Origin of the sequence: Pseudoalteromonas sp. S408, from assembly GCF_005886645.1 — a bacterium.
GTDB lineage: Bacteria > Pseudomonadota > Gammaproteobacteria > Enterobacterales > Alteromonadaceae > Pseudoalteromonas.
Map to the genome: position 1 here is coordinate 297,061 of NZ_PNDY01000007.1, position 15,474 is coordinate 312,534.

General features: G+C 39.5%; 16 protein-coding genes. 10 read left to right on the forward strand and 6 right to left on the reverse strand.

Annotation, left to right across the window (positions count from 1 at the left end; translation table 11 throughout):
- Window positions 1-91: 91 nt before the first annotated feature.
- Window positions 92-943 (reverse strand): alpha/beta hydrolase, encoded by an 852-nt coding sequence (locus CWB62_RS07770; RefSeq protein ID WP_138528929.1) that lies wholly within the window; start codon window positions 941-943, stop codon window positions 92-94.
- A 360-nt stretch (window positions 944-1,303) separates the two neighbouring features.
- Here CWB62_RS07770 and CWB62_RS07775 point away from each other — a divergent pair, with 360 nt between their 5' ends.
- Window positions 1,304-2,593: an alkaline phosphatase gene (locus tag CWB62_RS07775; RefSeq protein WP_138528931.1), complete on the forward strand. Its 1,290-nt coding sequence runs from the start codon at window positions 1,304-1,306 to the stop codon at window positions 2,591-2,593.
- Window positions 2,594-2,657: 64 nt separating this feature from the next.
- Here CWB62_RS07775 and CWB62_RS07780 read toward each other — a convergent pair whose 3' ends face one another.
- The 4 genes from CWB62_RS07780 to CWB62_RS07795 all read right to left on the reverse strand — a co-directional run bounded on the left by CWB62_RS07780 (window position 2,658) and on the right by CWB62_RS07795 (window position 6,518).
- Entirely contained in the window at window positions 2,658-2,987 is a 330-nt protein-coding gene (locus tag CWB62_RS07780; protein WP_138528933.1) for a hypothetical protein, read from the reverse strand.
- 76 nt (window positions 2,988-3,063) lie between these two features.
- Window positions 3,064-3,765: a tRNA (adenosine(37)-N6)-threonylcarbamoyltransferase complex dimerization subunit type 1 TsaB gene (gene tsaB, locus CWB62_RS07785; RefSeq protein WP_138528935.1), complete on the reverse strand. Its 702-nt coding sequence runs from the start codon at window positions 3,763-3,765 to the stop codon at window positions 3,064-3,066.
- A gap of 9 nt (window positions 3,766-3,774) precedes the next feature.
- Window positions 3,775-5,691: a DNA repair helicase YoaA gene (yoaA, locus tag CWB62_RS07790; RefSeq protein WP_138528937.1), complete on the reverse strand. Its 1,917-nt coding sequence runs from the start codon at window positions 5,689-5,691 to the stop codon at window positions 3,775-3,777.
- Between the two features lie 200 nt (window positions 5,692-5,891).
- Window positions 5,892-6,518: a transglutaminase-like domain-containing protein gene (locus CWB62_RS07795; RefSeq protein WP_249310724.1), complete on the reverse strand. Its 627-nt coding sequence runs from the start codon at window positions 6,516-6,518 to the stop codon at window positions 5,892-5,894.
- Window positions 6,519-6,705: 187 nt separating this feature from the next.
- Here CWB62_RS07795 and CWB62_RS07800 point away from each other — a divergent pair, with 187 nt between their 5' ends.
- Window positions 6,706-7,665: a GlxA family transcriptional regulator gene (locus CWB62_RS07800; protein WP_138528941.1), complete on the forward strand. Its 960-nt coding sequence runs from the start codon at window positions 6,706-6,708 to the stop codon at window positions 7,663-7,665.
- 13 nt (window positions 7,666-7,678) lie between these two features.
- On the opposite strand, the gene CWB62_RS07805 is transcribed toward CWB62_RS07800, so the two are convergent.
- Complete coding sequence (locus CWB62_RS07805) at window positions 7,679-7,927, reverse strand: hypothetical protein (RefSeq protein WP_058405293.1); 249 nt, start codon at window positions 7,925-7,927, stop codon at window positions 7,679-7,681.
- 409 nt (window positions 7,928-8,336) lie between these two features.
- On the opposite strand from CWB62_RS07805, the gene hisG reads away from it, so the two are divergent.
- From hisG to hisIE, 8 genes are read left to right on the forward strand one after another with little or no spacing between them, the layout of a single operon-like run.
- Window positions 8,337-9,236, forward strand: a complete 900-nt coding sequence (hisG, locus tag CWB62_RS07810) for an ATP phosphoribosyltransferase (RefSeq protein WP_138528943.1) — start codon at window positions 8,337-8,339, stop codon at window positions 9,234-9,236.
- Between the two features lie 5 nt (window positions 9,237-9,241).
- Window positions 9,242-10,543, forward strand: coding sequence for a histidinol dehydrogenase (gene hisD / locus CWB62_RS07815; protein ID WP_058405291.1), 1,302 nt, complete (start codon window positions 9,242-9,244; stop codon window positions 10,541-10,543).
- Window positions 10,533-11,642, forward strand: coding sequence for a histidinol-phosphate transaminase (hisC, locus tag CWB62_RS07820; RefSeq protein WP_138528945.1), 1,110 nt, complete (start codon window positions 10,533-10,535; stop codon window positions 11,640-11,642). Before hisD ends, hisC begins: the two co-directional genes overlap by 11 nt.
- A complete protein-coding gene (gene hisB, locus CWB62_RS07825) occupies window positions 11,639-12,700 on the forward strand; it encodes a bifunctional histidinol-phosphatase/imidazoleglycerol-phosphate dehydratase HisB (RefSeq protein ID WP_058405289.1) in 1,062 nt (353 codons plus the stop codon). The genes hisC and hisB overlap by 4 nt, the downstream gene beginning before the upstream one ends.
- Window positions 12,697-13,287, forward strand: coding sequence for an imidazole glycerol phosphate synthase subunit HisH (hisH, locus tag CWB62_RS07830; protein WP_058405288.1), 591 nt, complete (start codon window positions 12,697-12,699; stop codon window positions 13,285-13,287). Before hisB ends, hisH begins: the two co-directional genes overlap by 4 nt.
- A 33-nt stretch (window positions 13,288-13,320) precedes the next feature.
- Window positions 13,321-14,055, forward strand: coding sequence for a 1-(5-phosphoribosyl)-5-[(5-phosphoribosylamino)methylideneamino] imidazole-4-carboxamide isomerase (locus CWB62_RS07835; RefSeq protein ID WP_002960267.1), 735 nt, complete (start codon window positions 13,321-13,323; stop codon window positions 14,053-14,055).
- A complete protein-coding gene (hisF, locus tag CWB62_RS07840; protein WP_058405287.1) occupies window positions 14,037-14,816 on the forward strand; it encodes an imidazole glycerol phosphate synthase subunit HisF in 780 nt (259 codons plus the stop codon). The genes CWB62_RS07835 and hisF overlap by 19 nt, the downstream gene beginning before the upstream one ends.
- On the forward strand, window positions 14,807-15,421 hold the full coding sequence (hisIE, locus tag CWB62_RS07845) for a bifunctional phosphoribosyl-AMP cyclohydrolase/phosphoribosyl-ATP diphosphatase HisIE (protein WP_058405286.1): 615 nt from the start codon (window positions 14,807-14,809) through the stop codon (window positions 15,419-15,421). Before hisF ends, hisIE begins: the two co-directional genes overlap by 10 nt.
- Window positions 15,422-15,474: the final 53 nt, after the last annotated feature.

Genomic DNA, 15,474 nt, shown 5'->3' on the forward strand with positions numbered 1-15,474 from the left:
TTTTTATTAACCTTAATCTAAGTAAGGCACTTTAACAATTGAGCAAATACTCTAATGCAAGGATAATCCCACATTTAACGTCAATATACAATTAACGTGCACCACTTTGCACCATAAATGCTTGAATGTGTTCATAACATTCTTTGCTACTTTGCATATGGCAATGGTGTCCGCCTTCTACATTAATTACACTCAAGTGGTTGTAATAATTAATATACTTTTCTAAATTTTGTTTTACAAATGGGTAACCTTGGTTACCTAAAATTAATTGGCATGGTGCATGTAATTCTTTTATTGCACCAATACATTGCACTTCATCAAACCTAAAACCTGAATGATTTTTGAGCTTGGGATCGGTTGTTAATGTAAAACCGCTGGGAAGTGCTTTTATGTTTCGCTGCATTAAAAGCGAAATTAGTTCATTATTTAAATCAGTTGTTTTAGCACGTGCCTCATAAATATGCGCTTTACTTTGGTAAACTCGCGCTTTTTTATTATGCGTTCTAGTACGATTGAGAACTGCATTTTTCAGTTGCTCAGTGACTTGCTCGCTAGGTGTTGTCACACAGCCAATACCCTCAATAAAACTAACTGCTCTTACCCTATCACTAAAACAACTTGCAAAAAGGCCAGCGACCATAGCCCCCATAGAATGCCCAACAAGGTGAACTTTATTTACACCAATAGCTTCAATAAATTGATAAACATCGTCAATATAATCAACAAAATAATAATGTGCATCATCACTTCGCCACGATGTTAATCCATGTCCTGAAAAATCAATACAGTACCATGTTTGTTCAGGAGTGTGCCCATTAAGCATAGGAGTAAAACTATTGCAGTTGTCTAACCAACCGTGAAGCGCTACAACAACCTCTTCTCCGGAACCTATTTTTAAGCCATGAATATTTAAATTACGTGTTTGAATATTAAATGGCTGCACATATGCTCCTTCTTATTTTATAAATATATAACATACAAGTTGTCAGACCACTAAATAGTTTACCTAAATGTTTATTATTTTAGTAGTCAAAAGCACAAGTGCAAACAACATTATGAATAAAAACCTTTTTATTCATAATGTTAATTTTATAAAGTGCCCTATTTACTCAGTGCTAATAAACTTTACTCATTGAGAGTTCAATATAGGCGTTGATGTATCCATACGTTAGACTATAACGCATCAAAACAATGTTTAATCGCACTAATCAGTGATTTGTCCCAATCTATTAATTTATTTATCATAGTTAAGGTATACAATAATTTAGCTATTAATAAAGTACATTCATAAGGTACGAAAAAAATGAAAAAACAGATAAGTATGCTGGCACTAATGTGTACAGCGTCTGGTGCAATGGCCGAAACCGCACCTAAAAATGTAATTTATATGATTGGCGATGGCATGGGGCCCGCCTACACAACGGCTTATCGTTATTTTAAAGATGACCCAACAACAAAAAATGTTGAGCAAACCATTTTTGATACCATGCTCACAGGGATGGCACGCACTTATCCTGACGATCACACAGTTGTAACCGATAGCGCCGCAAGTGCAACAGCATTGAGCAGCGGACATAAAAGCTATAATGGCGCAATTGCAGTCGATACCGATAAAAAGCCGCTTAAAACAATGCTAGAAATTGCCAAAGAACGTAACATGACCACAGCTTTAGTAGCTACATCACAAATAAACCATGCAACACCAGCAAGCTTTGCAGCTCATAATGAATCACGTAATAATTACGATGATATTGCTGATGACTATATAGATAATAAAATTGTAGGTAAGTTACCTGTTGATTTAATGCTAGGCGGCGGGACTCAATACTTTATACGTGATGACAGAAATTTGGTAGACGAATTTAAAGCTGCTGGTTACCAATATGGCGATAGCATTCAAAACCTTGATCAAATTACGCAAATTCCTGCCATTGGTTTATATGCCGCTAAAGGCTTACCTTTTGCGTTAGACAAAAACCCAACAAGGTTAACGCAGCTTACCTCCAAGGCACTCAACTTATTAGACAATCAAAACAAAAATGGCTTTTTTGTGATGATTGAAGGCAGTCAAATTGATTGGTGTGGGCACGCAAACGATATTGCCTGTGCTATGGCTGAAATGGATGATTTTGCATCTGCTATTGAAAAAGCAAAAGCATATGTTGATAAAAATAAAGACACCCTACTTGTTATAACTGCTGATCACTCCACTGGGGGGTTAACATTAGGTGCACATGGCCAATACAAGTGGGAAGCTAATGTTGTTCATGGTGTAAAAGCAACAGCAGGTAAAATTACTCAACAGTTACTCGACTCTGATGATCTAAAATTGGTGTGGAATAAATATACTAATATCGAATTTACCCCTGAAAATAAAATAAAGCTTGAACAAGCTAAATCTATGGGTGACAAAGCACTTAACTTAGCCGTTAAAAGTATTATAAGTGATACAAGCTTCACAGGATGGACAACAGGTGGACATACCGCAGTAGATGTTCAAGTTTTTGCTTATGGCAAAGGGAGTGAGCAATTTATTGGTTCTCAAAACAACACCGACATCGCAGATAAGTTAATCAATTTCATTAAACACTAAACAGTTAGTAAAACAAAAAACCCGAACATTGTTCGGGTTTTTTATTATTGGAGATTAACTACGTTCAAGCGTAAATATCTACCCCAATTAAGTTTTGGACTTCTGCTCTGCGTTCTAAGTTTGCAAATTCAGTATAAGTAGAAATTGCTTTACTATTTTTTGCAGTCGGTTGGTCGTAAATTGTTTGGCTGTAGTCGTTACTCTTGGCGGTACTTTTAAACAATTGGTTAGCAAGCTCAACGCCCTCTTTACTGCTTTTTACATAATCAGTATTTGTTTTTTGAACAGAACCCTGTTCAACCAAACCTTGTGGTTTTGCAGTCACTCCCTTCGCAGGGATTATTCTGCCTGGAATACCACCTGTAAAAAAACCTGAGCCTATAGGCAGCGTCATCACGCTTCTCCACCCTTGAACATATCTAAAATTATGATTTAAAAATAGCCAATTTGCAAATTAACCTAACACGGCATTACTCGCGCCCCGGTAACTTTTTCCATGTTACAGTATCACGAACATACTTTGGTTGGGCATCACTTGCTCGAACGCCCTTGCCTGCAATAAATGCTGCATCAACAAAGGCAAGCATATAGCGTGCATCTGGTAATGTTATATCTGTATTAATCGTAATGTTTTCAAAGTTTGACAATGCATCAGGGTAAGTTTTAAAGCCAGTGCCTACTGCAACTGATGCTTCATTGGTTGTTATATATTCACTAGTTAAAAGCTCAGGCTTAATAACACACTCGTTATTAACTAATTTCATTAAACCATTATGTAATTTGTATTGTGCAAAGTAAATTTCACCCATGCGCGCATCTATGCTAGGAAAAACAAGTGTGTTGTTGTTTTGCTCATAGGCTTGCTGTGCCATAACTGCCAGTGTAGAAACCCCTACAAGAGGTAAATTAGTTGAATACGCTAACCCTTGAGCTATGGCCACACTTATTCTTACGCCAGTAAAGCTGCCGGGGCCTTGCCCAAAACCAATAACATCCAGTTCTTTTAATTTACAGTTTGCTTTGGTCAATAACTCATCAATTAAAGGTAGAATTTTTTGACTGTGCTGCTGTGGGCACTCTTCAAAATGATGAAATGTCTCTCCCTTATAATGTAAAACAAGTGATAGTGCTTCTGTTGAAGCATCAAGGGCAAGAATATTACTTTTGATCATTTTATTACTCTAATTAATTTGTTGTAAAAATGTATTAGCGACTTCTAAGCTTCGCGTACGACGCATTGCAGGCAAGCTTTTTAAGAACACTTGACCATATTGTCGAGTCACTAATCGGTTATCACATATAACAAGTACGCCTTTGTCTTTGCTGTCGCGTATTAAACGCCCTACACCTTGCTTTAATGCAATAACTGCTTGCGGTAATTGAATGTGTGCAAATGGATCTTTGCCCTGCATTTGGCAATCCTGCATTTTAGCTTGTAGCAAGGGGTCGTCAGGTGCTGCAAAAGGCAATTTATCAATAATAACACAGCTAAGCGTACTGCCTCTCACATCCACCCCTTCCCAAAATGATGCCGTACCTAATAAAACGGCATTACCATGGCGGGTAAATTTTTCTAAAATAATTCGCTTAGACATTTGCCCTTGCATGTAAACGGGGTAGTCAATTTGTGTTGTAAGCCCCTCAGCGACTAAATGCATCATACGGTAACTTGTAAAAAGCACAAAACAGCGCCCTTGTGCTGACTTTATAAGCTCAAGGGTTAATTTAACAATAGCATGAGGCATATTATCAGCATGTGATTCTGGTAAGTACCTAGGTAAACACAATAATGCTTGATTTGGGTAGTCGAACGGACTGTCGACCATCATGCTTTGCTCTGGCTTTAAGCCTAAGCTGGCATTAAAGTGGGTAAGCTTATTGTCGACCGACAGCGTCGCTGAGGTAAACACAAACGCAGCACCGGTATCTTTCATCATTTGCGCAAATTTTACAGACACATTGAGTGGTGTAATATTTATAGTTAAAAAGCGTCGTGTTGTCTCGTACCAATAACTAAAACCAGTTTGTGCGGTATCAAAAACCCGTTCTAACTGCCCTTTAAATGCTAAAGCCCGTTCGAATGGATGTTCTATTTTATCGCTTCTGTCTAAGCACAGTTTTAGCACTTGATAAACAAAGTCTAAATCGCTGATAACGCGATGCAGTGCTGCACATATTTGCTTATCACTCAGCTTTTCTCGCCAATCTCCTCGGCTACCATCTACACCAAACTGTAAACGTAAGTCGGCAACACTGGTTTCTAATTTATTTAAGCTTTTACCTAGTTGTAACATGTCAGGAATTTCAGCTCGGTATATAGCGCGTAAATCAGTAATTAAGTCCACCAGCTTTTTAGTACTCACACTTTCACCAAAGTAATCGCTGGCAATTTCACTTAGTTGGTGGGCCTCATCAAAAATATAGGCGTCGGCTGTGGGCATCAATTCGGCAAAGCCACTTTCTTTAACTGCCATGTCTGCAAAAAATAAATGGTGATTAATAACAACTACATCCGCCTCCGCCGCAGTCAAACGCGCTTTACGTATGTAACACTCTTGAAAGTCTGGGCATTCTTTGCCTAAACAATTATCGGCAGTTGAATTCACATAAGGTAAAACTTTGGCGTCGTCTTCTATACCAATACAATCAGCTAAATCGCCTGATTGTGTTTCGCTTGCAAATTTTGCAACCATAGCCAGTTGATGCATTACATCGGGATCGTCTGTTGGTACATGCGCAACATGTTGATTTAAACGGTATGTGCATAAGTAGTTAGCACGCCCTTTTAGTAATGCCGTTTTTTTTGTCGCGCTAAGTGCTTTAACCAATTGAGGTAAATCACGATGATACAACTGCTCTTGTAGTGCTTTAGAGCCGGTAGAAATAATTGTTCTACCTTTAGATTTTAGGGCTGGCGCTAAATAAGCGAAAGTTTTACCTGTTCCTGTGCCCGCCTCAACAACGAGTTGTGAACTGTTTTTTAATGCTTGAGCAACTGCGACAGCCATATCAATTTGTGGTTGGCGCGGAGTATAGCCATCAAAAGATAACGCCAAAGGGCCGGTTGCACTAAACAGTTGTTTGATAACAGCAATCACTTTTCAAAATAATAATAGTGTGATTTTACGTAAGGCTTTAACCAAGGGCAAGCAAATACAAGCCTATGCAAGGTATAAAACTATTATAGGTTTTGAACATAATTGAATAACATTGTCTGTTAATCTTTCCTATTCAAAATCAGGTTATGCTTTACCCAAACAAATGAGCGTATGTTTGAGCCCTTTTCGTTTATGTATTATTAAATATTGTTGAAATTAAGATTTAAATGTGGGTAATAAAACTCACAGTTTTGGTTAATAAACGCTGTTGGCATTGCAGCATATTGACCATGATCTTTTAAATATTCCATATGCTTTTTACCATCAGTGGTAAATTGATGGAATAAAGAGTGATTTAACCCGTCAAATTCTAGCGGTTTTATATTAACTAAGTCGCATAGTTCCTTGTTAAAGGCTGGGGTTGATTTAACCCATTTCCCTTCAATAAACTGTTCTACATAGGCATGCATTGTAAATACCTCATTTTTTAGTAACTCATCTAATTTAGGGGTACTTAAATGATTACGCACATCAGCTAAGCCCAATCGCGAAGGAATGTTACAAGCCCGACTTAATGCTATTTGTAATGATGCTTTGGGAATACAGTATGCTGCTTTGTTGTCTAAGCAATAATCGCTGCTGAGTGACTTTGCACCATCTAAAAGTGTAAAGGGATCATATTTAATTCCGTCTCTTACAAGGTAATAAATTGAAACGGCCTTAGCGCGTTCCCCGCTGCCTTTTACCATTTTTAACCAGCTGCTTATTTCATGATGATTTTGATTAAAAAAAGTATCATTTTGTAAGTACTGCTTCAAACCTGCCACCTTAATAAATATATTTATTGTAATTGCTTATATTTAAACTATATCTTTCAATAGTAAAAAACATTTTAAAACAACAACTTTAAAGTTAAGTTAGTCTTTAAAGTATGTTTTAATGTTACTTCTACAAAAATTAAAATAATATGTCTGCACAGGTATTTATAACAGTCCGATTAGGCCAAATGAAATTATGAAGAATATAGCAATTATTGCCTACGAAGGCTGCTGGGCCGTTAGCGTATTTTTAGCAAAAGATTTTTTTACTATTGTTTCTCTACTCGACTCGCATTACTCATTGCCTCAAAGTTATAACATAGAAATAATAACGACCGACGGTGCACCTATAACAAGCTCGAGTAATTCACTGGTTGTTGCCGATAATTCGCTTTCTGACAAGTCATATGATTTGGTGATTATTCCGCCCATAGAAGGCTCTAAATTAAAAAATATGCCATTGGGCACTGACCTAATTATTGAGTGGCTTAAACCTAAAATACAGAGTAATACGTCTATTCTTAGTTTAAGTACTGGTTCATATTTTTTAGCAGCAACAGTTAAATTAAACAAAACGATGATAGCTACTCACTGGAGTTTAGTTAAACCACTCAGTGGATTATTTCCTGATTGTGAATTTATTAGTCATAAATCGTATTTAAAAATGGGGAATATCTATACAACAGGCTCTTTTGAGGCGGGTATTAGCGTGCTTTTAGGTGTTGTTGCTAAAGACAAAGGCGATCGCTTTTCTCAACAATGCGCTACTCATTTGCTTATTTCTGACTCTGGTAAGTTAAATCTTATTTTGCCTCAATTTAATAATCATAAAGACGAAAAAATTAATGAGATACAAGATTGGATTCATAACCATTCAAGTGGTTTAATCACAATACATGAGTTAGCAAAACAATTTAATTTTAGTGAACGCAATTTAAAAAGACGATTTTCGCAAGCAACAGGAATATCAATTAATAAATATGTGCAAGAAGTACGAATAGATAAAGCCAAGAAGCAATTATTAGCAACAGACAAAACCGTGAACGAAATATCGGTAGATGTGGGCTATGAAAACAGTAGTTTTTTTTCCCGTTTATTTAAAAAAAGCACAGGACTAACGCCTGCTAAGTGGCGCAAGAATGATTTAGTTACTTAGATTAGATAATAATTTAAGCCCATGTATCTAAGTGTTCTATCCCATCATCGTCTTGGGTAACACTGTTTTTTTTGACTTGCGGCTTGGTTTGATCTTCTATGACACTGAGTTTTTTCTTCTTTTGTAATTCACGTTTTTTTTTGTTTTCACGTTCTATTTTTTCGCTAGCAGCACTGCTTTGCACACCCGCGATATAAAATGCACCTTTTGACTCAAGTGACAATCGGGTAATTCTACCCAAGTAAGGTATCATCATATCCATACATACATCCTTAAAGGCAATCGCTTAGTTGTGAGCAAAAATCAAACAGTTGATATAATACAAACTTATGTCGTTATATCCATAGTATCGGCAGTTATAACTTATGCTTTAATTAAGCTAAAAAAAACTTGCTATAAGCATAGCTAATATGTTTTTATAGCTTTGAAAATTATTGAAACAGATTAAAGCTTAACGCTCACTAAACAGCGCTAAGCATAATAGGATATAAAAATGCGCTTAAACCTGACAACAGTACATCATCACCACCATTCACCGGAATAACCTGTCAGGTCTTTCGCTGAGAGGTTATTCCTAAAAGGAACCTCTGGCGATTCAAAACACATTGATTCATTTTCGCCCTGAGGTTCCCCTCGGGGTTTTTAGTTTTTAAATTAAAGGAAAATGAATAATGAGTAACACAAATCGTTTACGTATCGCCATCCAAAAAGGCGGTCGCCTGTCTAAAGATTGTCAAGATTTACTAAAGCAATTAGGTGTTAAATTAAACCTACGTGAACAACGCTTAATTGCACACTCTACTAATATGCCAATTGACGTACTACGTGTGCGCGATGACGATATTCCTGGTTTAGTAATGGACGGTGTTTGTGATTTAGGTATTGTTGGCGAAAACGTACTAGTAGAAGTACAAGCAGAACGTGAACGCCAAGGTGTAACAAGCGAAGTTAGCAAACTAGCTAAACTAGATTTTGGTTACTGCCGCCTTGCACTTGCATGGCCACAAGAGCTTGGCCCACGTGATAAGAGCTGGTTTGAAGGTAAGCGTATTGCTACAACCTACCCAGAAATTTTAACGCAGTGGTTAAAGCGCGAAGGCATTAATGCAAGCACTGTAATGCTTACAGGGTCAGTAGAAGTAGCCCCTCGTGCCGGTCTTTCTGATGCAATTTGTGATTTAGTATCTACTGGTGCAACACTTGAAGCGAACGGTTTGATGCAAGGTGAAACAATTTTAGAATCAAACGCCTGTTTAATTCAAAATAAAGACCTTCAAGATGAAGACAAACTAGCGCTAATCAATAAGCTTATGCCGCGCCTTCGTGGTGTTAAACAAGCTAAAGAAAGCAAATACATTATGCTACACGCGCCAAAAACTAAACTTGATGAAATTTGCGAAATTTTACCAGGCTCAGGCCAACCTACCCTACTAGCACTTGCTGGTAATGAAGAGTACGTAGCGCTTCACATGGTAAGCAGCGAAACATTATTTTGGGAAACAATGGAGCAGCTTAAAGCCCTAGGCGCTAACTCTATTTTAGTAATGCCAATTGAAAAAATGATGGAGTAAGTACCATGCTTCGTTGGAATGAGGAATCTTCACAAGTACAAGCAGCGGCGCTAATGCGCCCTGCGGTTTCTGCCAGCGCAAAGGTTGAAGCAATATGCCAAACAATTATGAGCGATGTTAAAGAGCAAGGCGATAAAGCCTTACTTGATATGGCTAAAAAGTTTGATAATAGAGCTAACCCTCGTTTACGTGTACCGCTTGATGAAATAAATGCATCAGAGCAAGCACTAAGCGCAGAGCTTAAATACGCAATTGACACCGCTTATGCAAACGTTAAACGTTTTCACGAAGCGCAATTGCCTAAAGATATTAAGTTATCAACCCAACCTGGTGTTGTATGTGAACTGAAATATCAAGCCATCGAAGCTGTGGGTATTTATGTACCAGGTGGCAGTGCTCCACTGCCATCATCAGTTATTATGCAAGGTGTACTTGCACAATTAAGTGGTGCTAAAACTGTCGTACTTGCAACCCCTGTGCAAGGTAATGAAAGCATTAACCCTGCGATATTATATGCAGCTAAGTTATGTGGCATTACAACTTTAATTGAAAGTGGTGGCGCAGGCGCAATAGCCGCAATGGCCTACGGCACTGAATCAGTGCCTAAAGTGAACAAAATTTTTGGCCCAGGTAATAGCTTTGTAACGATGGCAAAACAGCTTGTTGCGCAAACAATTCCTGGTATGGCAATCGATATGCCAGCAGGCCCGTCTGAAGTATTAGTAATAGCAGATGAGCGAGCAAATCCTGAATTTATAGCAGCAGATTTACTCTCACAAGCTGAGCACGGCGCTGACTCGCAAGTTATTTTATTGTGTAACAGCGAAAGTATCATTGAGCAAACGCAAAAGGCCCTTACTCGCCAACTTGCAAACTTAAGCCGAAAAGAGACAGCCGAGCAAGCACTGGCTAATTCATCACTTATTTTAGTAGACTCTGTTGAACAAGCATTTGACGTATCAGCGCAATACGGCCCTGAGCACTTAATTTTGCAATTAGCAGATTCAACACCTTATTTAGATAAAGTAAAAAATGCAGGCTCAGTATTTGTAGGCGACTACACGCCAGAGTCAGCGGGCGATTATGCATCGGGTACTAACCACGTTTTACCTACCTACGGTTACAGTGCAACTTACTCGAGTTTAAACTTGCTTGATTTTTTCCGTACGTACACAGTGCAAACTATTAGTAAAAGTGGCTTAACACAGCTGTCAAAAGCTATTTTACCACTTGCAGATGCAGAAGGCCTTGATGCACACGCAAATGCGGTTTCAATTCGTTTAGAGGCAATTAAAAATGAGCAATGAGAGCGCACAAGCGACAAGCTTATTACCACAAAATATTGCAGCACTTGCTGCCTATAGCTCTGCTAAAAGTGAAAAGCTATCAGGGACAACGTGGTTAAATGCCAACGAAAGCCCTTATGCTAAAAACCTTGAACTGAGTATTGAAGATTTAAATCGCTACCCAGATCCCCAACCGCAACTAGTGATTGACCGCTACGCTGCTTATACAGACCTTGAAAGCGAAAACGTATTAATGACGCGAGGCGCCGATGAAGGCATTGAGCTTTTAGTACGCACTTATTGTGAACCAGCCAAAGACAGCATTGCGTTATTTTTACCAACATACGGTATGTACAAAGTAACGGCTGATACTCATAACGTTGCCATTAATAGCCTAACGCAAGCGCTATTACTTGATGGTAGTGTTGATGAAATAGTAAAGGCTGTGGGCAACTCGAAACTGGTGTTTATTTGTAATCCAAATAACCCAACAGGTAGCCTAACACCGCTTAATAAAGTAAAAGCAATTGCTACAGCGCTTGCGGGAAAAGCACTCGTCATTGTTGATGAAGCCTATATTGAATTTTGCCCAGAGCAAAGCGCCACAGCACTTATAAACGAATTTAGTAATGTAGTGGTACTGCGCACATTATCTAAAGCGTTTGCACTTGCAGGCCTTAGAACGGGTTTTACACTTGCACAAGAAAGTGTACTTGCGCCAGTTCGTAAAGTGATTGCGCCGTATCCGGTATCGGGGGTGGTGGCAAGTATTGCAGCTCAGGCAATTGCACCTGATGCAATTACATCAATGCGCCGCCAAGTGACTATTTTAAATAGCTTAAAAGCTAAACTTGTACAGTGGTTAAACGCCTCCCCCGCTGCATTAAAAATCCTCACTGGTGAAGGTAACTTTGTTACCTTAAAATTAGCCAACAAAAACTACTTTAAAGTAGCCCTTGAGCAAGGTTTAGTAATGCGCGCGTTTACCCTATACGGTGAAGACGATTGGCTACGAATTTCAATTGGTAGTGAACAAGAGCTCGAACAAGTTAAAATTTGGTTAGATGGCTTACAAACGCCGACTACCACAACACCATTAGCAGGAAACGAAGTATCATGAGTAACCCCTATTTATTTATTGACCGCGACGGCACCATAATTGAAGAGCCAATTACCGACAAACAGGTAGACAGCCTAGAAAAACTTGCCTTTTTACCAGGTGTAATTCCGGCTTTATTACAATTACAAGCCGCCGGTTACCGTTTAGTAATGGTATCGAATCAAGATGGCTTAGGCACAGACAGCTTCCCGACTGCTGACTTTGATATAGCACAAGATAAAATGATGGATATTATGCAAAGCCAAGGCATTAGCTTTGACGAGGTATTAATTTGTCCACACTTTGACGAGCAAAACTGTGATTGCCGTAAACCTAAAACAGGTTTATTAACTGAGCTTATGCGCTCTGGCAAAGTTGATTTAGCACGTTCATATGTAATTGGCGATCGCCAAACAGATATTGGCCTTGCACAAAATTTATGTTGTGAAGGCATTTTGTACGATGGCAGCTGGCCTGCCATTGTTACCAAGCTAACCACAGCCAACCGCGAAGGCCGTGTTACGCGTAACACCAAAGAAACCCAAATTGATGTAGCCATAAACCTAGATCAAACTAAAAACGGTAGCATAGACACCGGCCTTGGCTTTTTTGATCATATGCTTGATCAAATTCGCACACACGCAAACATTGGTTTAAACATTAAAGCCAAAGGCGATTTACACATAGACGAGCACCACCTTGTTGAAGACATTGGTATTGCCCTAGGTGTTGCGCTTAAGCAAGCGCTTGGTACTAAATCGCAAATAGCGCGCTATGGTTTTGCACTGCCAATGGATGAATGTAAAGCAGAGGCACAAATTGATTTATCGGGCCGTGCATCATTTGTATTAAACGCTAACTTTAGCCGCGAAAAAGCAGGCGATTTAGACGTACAAATGGTTGAGCACTTTTTCAAAAGCTTAAGCGATAATGCTGCTATTAGCCTTATTTTATCGGTGAGCGACGGTAACTGTCATCACCAAGTAGAAGGCTTATTTAAAGCGTTTTCACGTGCCCTTCGTATGGCAGTAGCACAAGACACGACCCAACAAACAGCCAGCTCTAAGGGATGTTTATGATTGCCATAATAAATACAGGTTGTGCCAATATAAATTCAGTACGTTTTGCCTTTGAACGCTTAGGGCAAACGCCGACAGTCATTACCTCGCCAGAGCAATTAAAAGGCTTTGAGCGGGCAATATTACCTGGCGTTGGCCATGCATCTGTTGCCATGAAACGCCTAGTAGATAACGGCTGGCAACAAGCTATAAACGAATACCAGCGCCCACTGATGGGAATTTGTTTAGGTATGCAGTTACTGTGCGAAAGCACAGAAGAAGGTAACGTACAGTGCTTAGGTAAAATACCTGGGCAAGTAAAAGCCCTCGATGTTGGCAGTTTAACGTCGCCGCACATGGGTTGGAATAACTTAAGTATTAATAAAGAGCATGCACTTACTAAAGGGCTAACACAAGACGAGCAAGTGTACTTTGTACATAGCTTTGCGCACACTGTAAACGACGCAACACTTGTAAGTGGCGAGTACGGCCAAACCTTTTCAGCTATTGTTGCTAAAGACAACTACGCTGGCATGCAATTTCACCCTGAGCGCAGTGCAAAAGTAGGCACCCGTTTATTACAAAATTTTGTTGATTGGCAGTTATAAACTGCCCATTAACTAACAATAAAGAGATTATTTGTGATTATTCCAGCATTAGACGTATTACAAAATCAAATTGTTCGTTTATACCAAGGTAAATACGACACCGCTCAGTTTTACCCTTTTGAGCTTGGTGCACGTTTAAAAGAATACGCCGACAGCGGCGCAGGTAAGCTACACCTTGTAGATTTAGAGGGCGCACGCGATCCAAGCAAAAAGCAGTGGAAACATATTCAAGCCGCAACTAAAGCGCTTAACGTACCGTACCAAGTGGGCGGCGGTATTCGCTCAGAGCAAGATGTAAGTGATTGGCTAAAAGCCGGCGCTAACCAAGTTGTTATTGGCTCAATGGCGGTAGAAAAACGTGAGCAAGTAAAAGCCTGGATTGAACAATTTGGCGCAGAGCACTTTGTTATTGCCCTTGATGTAAATAAAACAGCCACTGGCTGGGCACCTGCTACGCACGGTTGGTTAAGTGAATCTGAGTTTGGTTTACTTGAGCTTGTTGATTTTTATGTAAGCTTGGGCGTTATTGACTTTTTATGTACGGACATCAGTAAAGATGGCACCATGACAGGCCCATCGTTTGAATTGTATGAAGATTTAACTCGTCACAACAGCACCATTAAAGTACAAGCTTCTGGTGGCGTAAGTTCACTTGATGACATTAAAAAACTTAAAGAGCTTGGCGTAGGCGGCGTTATTTTAGGTAAGTCACTGCTTGATGGCGCATTTAGTGTTGAGGAGGCGTTGGCATGTTATCAAAACGCATAATTCCGTGTTTAGATGTTAAAGACGGCCAAGTAGTAAAAGGCGTTAAATTTAAAGGCCATGAAGTTGTTGGTGATATTTTAACAATGGCAAAAGCATACAGCGATGCTGGTGCTGATGAACTGGTTTTTTACGAGATCAGCGCAAGTGTTGAAAAACGCTTACTTGATGTTAACTGGGTAGAGAGCATTGCCCGCCATATTGATATTCCATTTTGTGTGGCTGGTGGTATTAAATCGGTAGCCGATGCAGCGCGTGTTTTAGAGCGCGGCGCAGACAAAATAAGTATTAACAGCCCGGCTATTGCACGCCCTGAGCTTATAAAAGAGCTACACGATGAATTTGGTAAGCAATGTGTTGTTGTAGGTATTGATAGTTTTTACGATGAAGTGACCGGCGAATACTTAGTGTATCAATTAACCGGCGATCCTAACGCATCAAGCCGCACACGTTATAAAACCGAGGAATGGGTTAAACGCGTTCAAGACTTAGGCGCAGGCGAAATTGTTTTAAACTGTATGAACCAAGACGGCGTACGTAATGGTTACGACAACGAGCAGCTAAGTAAAATGCGTGCATTATGTAATATCCCACTTATCGCCTCTGGCGGTGCAGGCAGCATGCAAGACTTTGTAGACGTATTTAAACAAAGCGAAGTAGATGGCGCATTAGCAGCCAGTGTTTTTCACAAAAATGTGATTAACATTGGCGAACTAAAACAATTTTTAACCGATAACCAAGTGGCAGCAAGATTATGCAATTAACACAACAAAACCAAACTCAAGTTGATTTTGCTAAAAGCGAAATGATCCCTGCTATTGTTCAAGATGCTCGCTCTGGTGTTATTTTAATGCAAGGCTTTATGAACAGCGAAGCACTAAAGGTAACGCTTGAAAGCAACAAAGTAACCTTTTATTCGCGTTCTAAATCGCGCTTATGGACTAAAGGCGAGTCATCAGCAAACTACTTAAATGTGGTGTCGGTTCATACCGATTGTGACTACGACTCAATTTTAGTACTGGCAAACCCTGAGGGCCCAACGTGCCACTTAGGCACACAAAGCTGCTTTGGCGATGATGCTAAACCAAGCTTAAGCTTTTTAGCACAATTAGAAGATGTCATTGTTGAGCGTAAAAATGATGACCCATCAAAAAGCTACACCGCTTCATTGTTTGCTAAAGACTTAAGCCGTAGTTGTCAAAAAGTAGGTGAAGAAGGCGTAGAAGTTGCCCTTGCCGCAATGAAACACGATAACGATGAGCTTACCAACGAATCGGCCGATTTGTTGTATCACCTTGTTGTACTATTACAACGCCAAGGGTTAGAACTCACTGATGTAGTTGCTTGCCTACAAGGTCGTCATAAGTAAATACAACGATTACTGTGTGCGCCATTATGTGGCGTACATCGTTATAACAAGCC